Source organism: Parasphingomonas halimpatiens (genome assembly GCF_036663795.1).
Taxonomy (GTDB): Bacteria; Pseudomonadota; Alphaproteobacteria; order Sphingomonadales; family Sphingomonadaceae; genus Sphingomonas.
In genome coordinates this window covers 1-7594 of sequence record NZ_JAXOJP010000073.1, presented here as the reverse complement: position 1 = coordinate 7594, position 7594 = coordinate 1, and the positions used below count along the sequence as shown (strand labels likewise).

Below are 7594 nucleotides of genomic sequence, written 5' to 3'. Positions count from 1 at the left end.
GCCTATGTTGCCGGCGGGCGGTATCAGTCCAGGCCATCTGCTTCTCCTATCGTCTCGACAACGACGGTGAATCACAACCTACTGATATCGCTCAACCACTTTCCGCTCGGGCTCTCAAGCGAGCGAGGGGAAGCGGGTGCTTACTGCACGGATGGGATTGGTATCACTCATTTGGGTCGGCATATCGACTCTCTCAGCTGGCGCAGCGATCGCAGGCCTACCTCAAGCAGTCGAGCCTTCGAATGCGACGCCCACGAACGCCCCAGCCGGTTGGGTCGGGGCTGACGACTATCCCGCCGCTGCTATCCGCGCGGGGCAGCAGGGCGTTGTTGGCGTGAAGCTCTTCATCGACGAGTCGGGAAGAGTTGCAGCTTGCTCGATTACATCGACGAGTAGGTCGGGAGAGCTGGACTCAGCAACCTGTGCGCTGATTACGCGCCGCGCTCGCTTCGTCCCCCGAAAGGTCGCCGGAGGCGCGCAATTTGCTGGGGTCTACGCCACCACGGCGCGTTGGGTACTGCCATCGGAAAGTCTAGCGCCCGCACGGTCTTTGACCGAGGCGCCACCAGCTATCCCACGCGCGCGAGCGCAAGACTTGGCGCCGGACGCGGATGATGCCGCCGTGGCTGCAGCAGCCGATCAAAATTTATATGCGAGAGCTTGGGCAGCTGGAGTTCCGACCGCGAACCGTGCGCTTGAAAAGTGTGTTCAAGCACAGATGGGTTACAGCCCTTTTGGGCTTTTCAATCGTTGTAGCTTTCCGGTCGTAATTTCGCTGAGTTACGGGGAGAAATCTTACGATGCGAGAACATGCGAGCCCCTCGGTTCGGTCGAGCGGGCACGGATCGAAGGCGGCGAATCGTTTAAGCCGCCTGTTTCTGCAAGGGAGGCCGCTTCGCCGCGCACCGATCACGTTGTTTGCATATCCGAGGTCCGTTATTTGGCTATGGCCGAACGGTCGAGCCGTCCGCGCGACGCCAAGACCGCTCAGTCTTCGTTGAGTACCAAAACTGCTGGAGCGGGTGGCCAGATTGCGATTGCGGGACGTAACGGCGATGGATCACGCTGGAGCCTTCGCCGTCGGATCGTCAGCACGATGCCGATGACTGTTTGCAGGACCCGGATTGCGACCTCCGATACCACCCTTTCGACTGGGGCTCGCGATCAGACTCAACCAATATTGCGAGATATCGAGCTGGATTGGAGCAAGGTCACGAAAATGGACGTCGAACGCGATCGGATAGCATTGTACACTGCAGGGGGTTCCTGGACGGCTAGCTACGATTTCCTCCTCCCCTCGGCATCGGCCGCGCGTGAGGCGGCTGCGCCGATGGAGACGCTGATCTTGCGTTGCTGAGGGGCACTGTCGGAGCAAATGCACCCGTCACTAGAAGCTGACGAACATGGGCAATCGTGCTCGATGTGGGTCAGCTTGATGTCGAGCGAGCCTAGGGGCGGAAAAGTGCGCTTCAAGAGATTGCCGGCGGGAACACCCCACATTTTTACACTGAAACCCACCGCTCGCTATTGGGGCGGCTCCCGCCCGGCAGCTTTGCGGCAACGACGACCCAGTTGCGGACACTGAGCGTAGATGACATCGCTCTGACGATGGATAACTTGGACGCAGTCATGGGGGACGCCAAAGGCTGGCTTGCGGCGCAACCCGACCCGGAAGAAGGCTCCGCCGCTTGGTACGGCTTCCAAAACTTCCGCCAGTTTATCGCCTCGCTGGATAATGACCCATCTACGTTAGATCTTGAGCAAGCCTGTTACGCGTTGGGATGGCATATCAGCGACCACTATGGGACCTACGACGAACTGCCAACGATTGCGCTGTTCAACGACCGTGTGAGGCGGATCACAAAAGCAATGCTGTGGAGGGAATAGGTACGCTTCCCATCGAATAACGGACGCTCGACCACCGGCAGCTTCTGGGAGCAGCGGTTGCCGGCTTAAACCGCCGCAATTTGGCGCGAAGCTGCCACCCGGGCTAAGCTGAATGAAGGACCGAAATCGCTCCCTGAGCGCCCGAAAGCGGCCGTTCCGCTTTCCACCCACCGTGTCGAGCGACCCAATGTGAACGAATGACGGCCTCGGTGATTAGCCTTGCGGCTGCTAAAGGACCAATATTAGGCGGCAATGCCGGCGGTCCGCTCCTTGACGAAGCGGCGTCTTGTGTCAGGATCGGCCACGCCAAGAACCGCGCGATCGTGGTCCAGCCCCGTCGCGATCATCGTGCAGAAATGTCCCGTGCGCGAGCCCAGGCACGACCATCACGATCCGCACTGTCGCGCTGCCATTCCGACCCACCACCCTCACCCGGCCCTTGACCCAACCCCCGCGCATGGTGGTTATGGCACCACCATGACCTTCGAGGCGGAAACCATGCGTCGCCTGTTGCTTGCCGCCATTCTCGCCACCGCAGTCGTACCCGCGATGGCGGCGGCCATGCTGACTTTATCGTCGCCCGTGTCAGCCAGGGATGCGCCAACCCTGGGCCAGCCCGCCCGGACAACACTGCGGGGACAGCTCCTCGGCCCGTTCGAGCTACAGTCGCGGGTCTATCCGGGGACGGTGCGGCGATATTGGGTGTACGTGCCGGCAGCCTATGATCCGGCAAAACCACCGAACCTGTTGCTGTTTCAGGACGGGCAGCGGGCGACGAATCCTGCTGGATCGTTGAGGGTTCCCGCGGTGCTCGACAAGCTTATCGAGCAAGGTGCCATTCCGCCGACCCTCGGCGTTTTCGTCACACCCGGCCATCTCGCGGCGCATTACCTTGACACGCTTGGCATGGGCAATCCGGATCATCGGGCAGAGGAATATGACGCCCTCTCCGACGACTATGCCCGTATGACCCTGGATGAGTTGCTGCCCGAAGTCGCGAAACGATGGCGGTTCGCCGCGGATCCCAGGCGACGCGCGATCGGCGGGACTTCGAGCGGCGCGATCGCGTCCTGGACGGTTGCCTGGCGACACCCCGAGGCGTTCGGTAACGTCATCAGCTTTATCGGCAGCTATACCTCCATCGGGCTGAAATTCGGCGCGGATGGCACGCCGCTGACGTTCGGCGGCGACACCTATCCGGGGATCATCCGCAAAAGCCCGATCCGACCCCTGCGCATCTTCCTGCAAGATGGAACCGGCGACCTCGACAACGAGCATGGCAATTGGTTTCTGGCCAACCAGCAGATGTTGAAGAGCCTTGAATGGTCCAACGCTCATGCTGACACGGAGCGACGGCCAGGGCCGCGGTATGACATAAATCATGCCTGGACCACGGGAGGCCACTCGGACGCAGATGGTGCGGCGATTCTTCCCGAGGTGCTGCGATGGATATGGCGCGATCAGCGTTCGGCAGATGGTGGCGCGTCCGGTTCTTGAACCCCATCGGCGACCCTCAGCACGACCATGACGATCCACAACGTCGCGTAGCAATTCCGACCCCCCACCACCGCGCACCCTTGACCGAAACCCTGCGCATGGTGGTTATGGCACCACCGAGATTTTCAAGGGGGAAACCATGCGTCGCCTGTTGCTTGCCGCCATTCTCGCCACCACCGCCGTGCCTGCGATGGCGGCGCCGACCGACGATCTTCATGCGGTGATCGCCGACCATTGGGCGTGGTTCCTGAAGTCCAACCCGATCTACGCCACCGCGCTGGGCGTGCATGATTATGACGACCAGGTCGGCGATATCAGCCTGGCCGAGGCCGATCGGCAGGCGGCGCAGGCGGCGACGTTCGTCAAGCGGCTCGATGCGATCCCGGCGGCGGCACTGTCGCCGGCGGATCGCACCAACCAGGCGATCCTGCGGCGCATCCTGGCCGAGCAGGTCGAGGCAAACGGCTTTGGCGAGCGGACGATGACGCTGTCGACGCTGGGCAGCTGGTTCCAGGGCTTTGCCGGCCTCGCCGACAACGTGCCGCTGCGCAGCAAGGCCGATTTCGAAAGTTATCTCACGCGGCTCGCTTTGTTCCCGCAGTTCAACGCGCAGGCGCTCGACATTACGCGCCAGGCGGTGGCCGGGGGTTATACCCAGCCCTGTGTCAGCCTGACGGGGTTCGAGAAGACGATCACCGGGGTGATCACCGATAGGATCGAAGACTCGCGCTTCTATGCGCCGTTCAAGGGCGCGCGCCGGTCCGGCATTAGCGAGGCTGAATGGGCCGCGATGCAGGCGCGGGCGAAGACGCTGATCACCGCGACGCTCAACCCCGAATATCGCAAGATCGACGATTATTACCGCACCAGCTATCTGCCGAAATGCCGCAAGACCTTCGGCGCGGCGGGACTGCCCGACGGTGCGAAATATTATGCCTTCATGGTGCGCCAGCAGACCACCACAGAGCTGACGCCGGCGCAGATCCACCAGATCGGGCTGGACGAGGTGGCGCGGATCCGCGGCGAGATGGACGTGGTGGCGCGCAAGGCGGGTTATGCCAGCCGCGCCGCCTTCATCCAGGCGCTGCGCACCGACCCGAAATATTATCCGCGCAGCGTGGCCGAGCTGATGGGCGCCGCCGCGCTGCAGGCCAAGATCAACGACGGCAAGATGCCGACGCTGTTCGGCACGCTGCCGCGCCTGCCTTACGGCGTGCGCGCCATCCCGGCCGAGACGGCGGAAGGGAGCACGACGGCCTATTACATGCCGGGCTCGCCGCCGGCCGGGATCGCCGGGACCTTCTACGTCAACACCTCGAAGCTCGACCAGCGGCCGCTCTACGAGCTCGCCGCGCTGACCGCGCATGAGGCGGTGCCGGGGCATCACAACCAGATCGCGCTGCAGCAGGAAATGAGCCTGCCCGATTTCCGCAAATATGCCGCGCAGTTCACCGCCTTCGTCGAGGGCTGGGGGCTCTATTCCGAGCATCTCGGGATCGAGATGGGCATTTACGACACGCCCGAAAAGGACATGGGGCGGCTGTCCTACGAGATGTGGCGCGCGTGCCGGCTGGTGGTCGATACCGGGCTGCACGCGCAGGGCTGGACCAAGGACCAGGCGGTGGCGTTCATGAAGGACAATACCGCGCTGACCGACGCCAATATCGATGCCGAGGTCAACCGCTATATCAGCAATCCGGGCCAGGCGCTGGCGTACAAGCTGGGCGAGCTGAAGATATTATCGCTGCGCCACAAGGCGGAAAGTTCACTGGGCGCCAAGTTCGACGTGCGGCGCTTCCACGATGCCGTGCTCGGCCAGGGCGCGGTGCCGCTCGACGTGCTCGCGGCGCAGATCGACGACTGGATCAAGCACGAGCAGGCGGCGGGGTGACGGCGGGCGCGGCGGCGGAAGGCGTGTCGTGACGGGCTATCACGCCGACCTGTCGGGCACGCGCCATCGCTTTGCCGATCTGCGCCATTTGCTGGCGGCGGCGAGCCCGTATCGCTCGGGCGATGCGCTGGCGGGCATCGCCGCCGAGAGCGCGGAACAGCGCATCGCGGCGCGTTTCGCGCTGGCTGACCTGCCGCTGCGCGCCTTTCTCGACGAGGCGGTGGTGGCCTATGAGGCGGACGAGGTCACGCGGCTGATCGTCGACCGGCATGATGCGGCAGCGTTCGGCGCCATCGCGCATCTGACGGTCGGCGGGTTTCGCGAATGGCTGCTGGCGAACGACACCGATCGCGCGACGCTCGCCGCCGTCGCGCCCGGCGTGACGCCCGAAATGGCGGCGGCGGTGTCCAAGCTGATGCGCAACCAGGATCTGATCGCGGTGGCGCGCAAGATCGAGGTGGTCAGCCGCTTTCGCAACACGATCGGGCTGGCCGGGCGGCTGGCGGTGCGGCTGCAGCCCAACCACCCGACCGACGATCCGGCGGGCATTGCTGCCTCGGTGCTCGACGGGCTGCTGATGGGGGCGGGCGATGCGGCGATCGGGATCAACCCGGCGCGCGACGATGTCGCGACCACCGCGACCTTGCTCGAACTGCTCGACGAGATCCGGCTGGCCTATGCCATTCCGACGCAAAGCTGCGTGCTGGCGCATGTCACCACCACGCTCGATCTGGTGCGGCGCGGCGCGCCGGTCGACCTCGCCTTCCAGTCGATCGCTGGGACCGAGGCGGCCAATCGCGGCTTCGGCATCGACCTGGCGCTGCTCGCCGAGGCGCGGGCGGCGACGCTGTCGCTCGGGCGCGGGACGGTCGGCGACAATGTGATGTATTTCGAGACGGGCCAAGGATCGTGCCTGTCGTCGGGCACGCATCACGGCGTCGACCAGCAGACGCTGGAGGCGCGCGCCTATGGCGTGGCGCGGGCGTTCGCGCCGTTGCTGGTCAATTCGGTGGTCGGCTTTATCGGCCCGGAATATCTCTATGACGGCAAGCAGATCGCGCGCGCCGCGCTGGAGGACCATTTCTGCGGCAAGCTGCTCGGCCTGCCGATGGGGGTCGACATCTGCTACACCAACCATGCCGAGGCCGATGGCGACGACAGCGACAGCATCCTGACGCTGCTCGGCGTGGCGGGCGTCACCTTCATCATGGGCGTGCCGGGCGCGGACGACATCATGCTCAACTACCAGTCGACCAGCTTCCACGACGCGCTGTACCTGCGCGAGGTGCTCGGTCTGCGGCCGGCGCCGGAGTTCGAGGCGTGGCTGGAGGCGATTGGCCTGTCGCGCGGCGGGCGGATCGCCGAACAGGCGCCGTTCGCGCTGTCGCCCGACAGCATCGCGGCGTTGATGGCGCCCTATGGCTGAGCCGCCGGCGCTGCGCGACCGGTTGGGGGCGCTGACCCAGGCGCGGATATTGCTCGGCCGGGCGGGGCAGGGGTTGCCGACGCGCGCACTGCTCGACTTCCAGCTCGACCATGCGCGGGCGCGCGACGCGGTCCATGCGGTCTTCGATCCGGTGGGCGTGGCGGCGGCGATCGGGCGGCCGACGATTGCGGTGCGCAGCCAGGCGACGGACCGGGCGACCTATCTCAGGCGGCCCGATCTCGGCCGGTTGCTGGACGAGAGGGATGCGGCGCGGTTGCCGGCGACCGGCGACACATTGGCGATCGTCATCGCCGACGGGCTGTCCGCGACCGCCGTCCATGCGCATGCCGCGCCGATGGTCGCGGCGCTGGTCGCCCGACTGGCGGACTGGTCCATCGCGCCGATCGTGCTCGTTGAGCAGGGGCGCGTCGCGATCGGCGATGCGATCGGCGCCGCGCTGGGGGCCGAGCTGGTCGTGGTGCTGATCGGCGAACGCCCGGGGCTGAGCGCGCCGGACAGCCTCGGCGCTTACATCACCTGGCAGCCGCGCCCCGGCCGACAGGACAGCGAGCGCAACTGCGTGTCGAACATCCGCCCGCCGCATGGGTTGGGATACGTAGCCGCGGCGGACAGCATCGCGGCGTTGCTGGTGGCGGCGCGCCAGCTGCGGTTGACGGGGGTGGCGCTCAAGCCGGGCGCTGGGGCGCTGTCGGGATTTTAGCGGGGGGATGCGTCAAATCTGAACCCCGATGCGCTCGGCAGCGCCATCATTCTGACTTCCCCGGCGAAGTGTACAGACCGGGGAGATGGTGGACGGGTGTTCGGAGACATGGTGGACACATCGGCATGGAGGATTAGCCATGCCGTTCAAGGAGTGTTCGCTGATGTCGGAG

6 protein-coding genes are annotated in these 7594 nt (G+C 65.0%); all 6 read left to right on the top strand.

Going from position 1 to position 7594, the window contains the following annotated elements:
* Positions 1–151 precede the first annotated feature (151 nt).
* Positions 152–1357: an energy transducer TonB gene (locus U1839_RS26870; protein WP_443030666.1), complete on the top strand. Its 1206-nt coding sequence runs from the start codon at positions 152–154 to the stop codon at positions 1355–1357.
* A gap of 251 nt (positions 1358–1608) precedes the next feature.
* The gene (locus tag U1839_RS26460; protein WP_332806548.1) at positions 1609–1887 is read left to right on the top strand and encodes a hypothetical protein; all 279 of its coding nucleotides are present in this window, start codon (positions 1609–1611) and stop codon (positions 1885–1887) included.
* Positions 1888–2364: 477 nt separating this feature from the next.
* Entirely contained in the window at positions 2365–3384 is a 1020-nt protein-coding gene (locus U1839_RS26455; protein ID WP_332806547.1) for an alpha/beta hydrolase, read from the top strand.
* Positions 3385–3523: 139 nt separating this feature from the next.
* Positions 3524–5275, top strand: coding sequence for a DUF885 domain-containing protein (locus U1839_RS26450; RefSeq protein ID WP_332806546.1), 1752 nt, complete (start codon positions 3524–3526; stop codon positions 5273–5275).
* Between the two features lie 28 nt (positions 5276–5303).
* Positions 5304–6701, top strand: a complete 1398-nt coding sequence (locus U1839_RS26445) for an ethanolamine ammonia-lyase subunit EutB (protein ID WP_332806545.1) — start codon at positions 5304–5306, stop codon at positions 6699–6701.
* The gene (eutC, locus tag U1839_RS26440) at positions 6694–7422 is read left to right on the top strand and encodes an ethanolamine ammonia-lyase subunit EutC (protein WP_332806544.1); all 729 of its coding nucleotides are present in this window, start codon (positions 6694–6696) and stop codon (positions 7420–7422) included. The genes U1839_RS26445 and eutC overlap by 8 nt, the downstream gene beginning before the upstream one ends.
* Positions 7423–7594: the final 172 nt, after the last annotated feature.